Origin of the sequence: Bacteroides caecigallinarum, assembly GCF_021530995.1 — a bacterium.
Classification (GTDB): domain Bacteria; phylum Bacteroidota; class Bacteroidia; order Bacteroidales; family Bacteroidaceae; genus Phocaeicola; species Phocaeicola faecigallinarum.
The window spans coordinates 1-201 of record NZ_JADYTF010000393.1 but is presented as its reverse complement, the minus strand read 5'-3'; the positions used below and the strand labels follow the sequence as shown (position 1 = coordinate 201).

Sequence of the window (201 nt, the reverse complement as noted above, 5' to 3'; positions counted from 1 at the left end):
ACGGAGGATGCGAGCGTTATCCGGATTTATTGGGTTTAAAGGGAGCGTAGACGGGATGTTAAGTCAGCTGTGAAAGTTTGGGGCTCAACCTTAAAATTGCAGTTGAAACTGGCGTTCTTGAGTGCGGCAGAGGCAGGCGGAATTCGTGGTGTAGCGGTGAAATGCTTAGATATCACGAAGAACTCCGATTGCGAAGGCAGC

1 rRNA gene is annotated in these 201 nt (G+C 49.8%); it reads left to right on the top strand.

From position 1 onward, the window contains the following. Window positions 1-201: ribosomal RNA gene (locus I6E24_RS17175) — 16S ribosomal RNA — on the top strand; the annotation flags it as partial.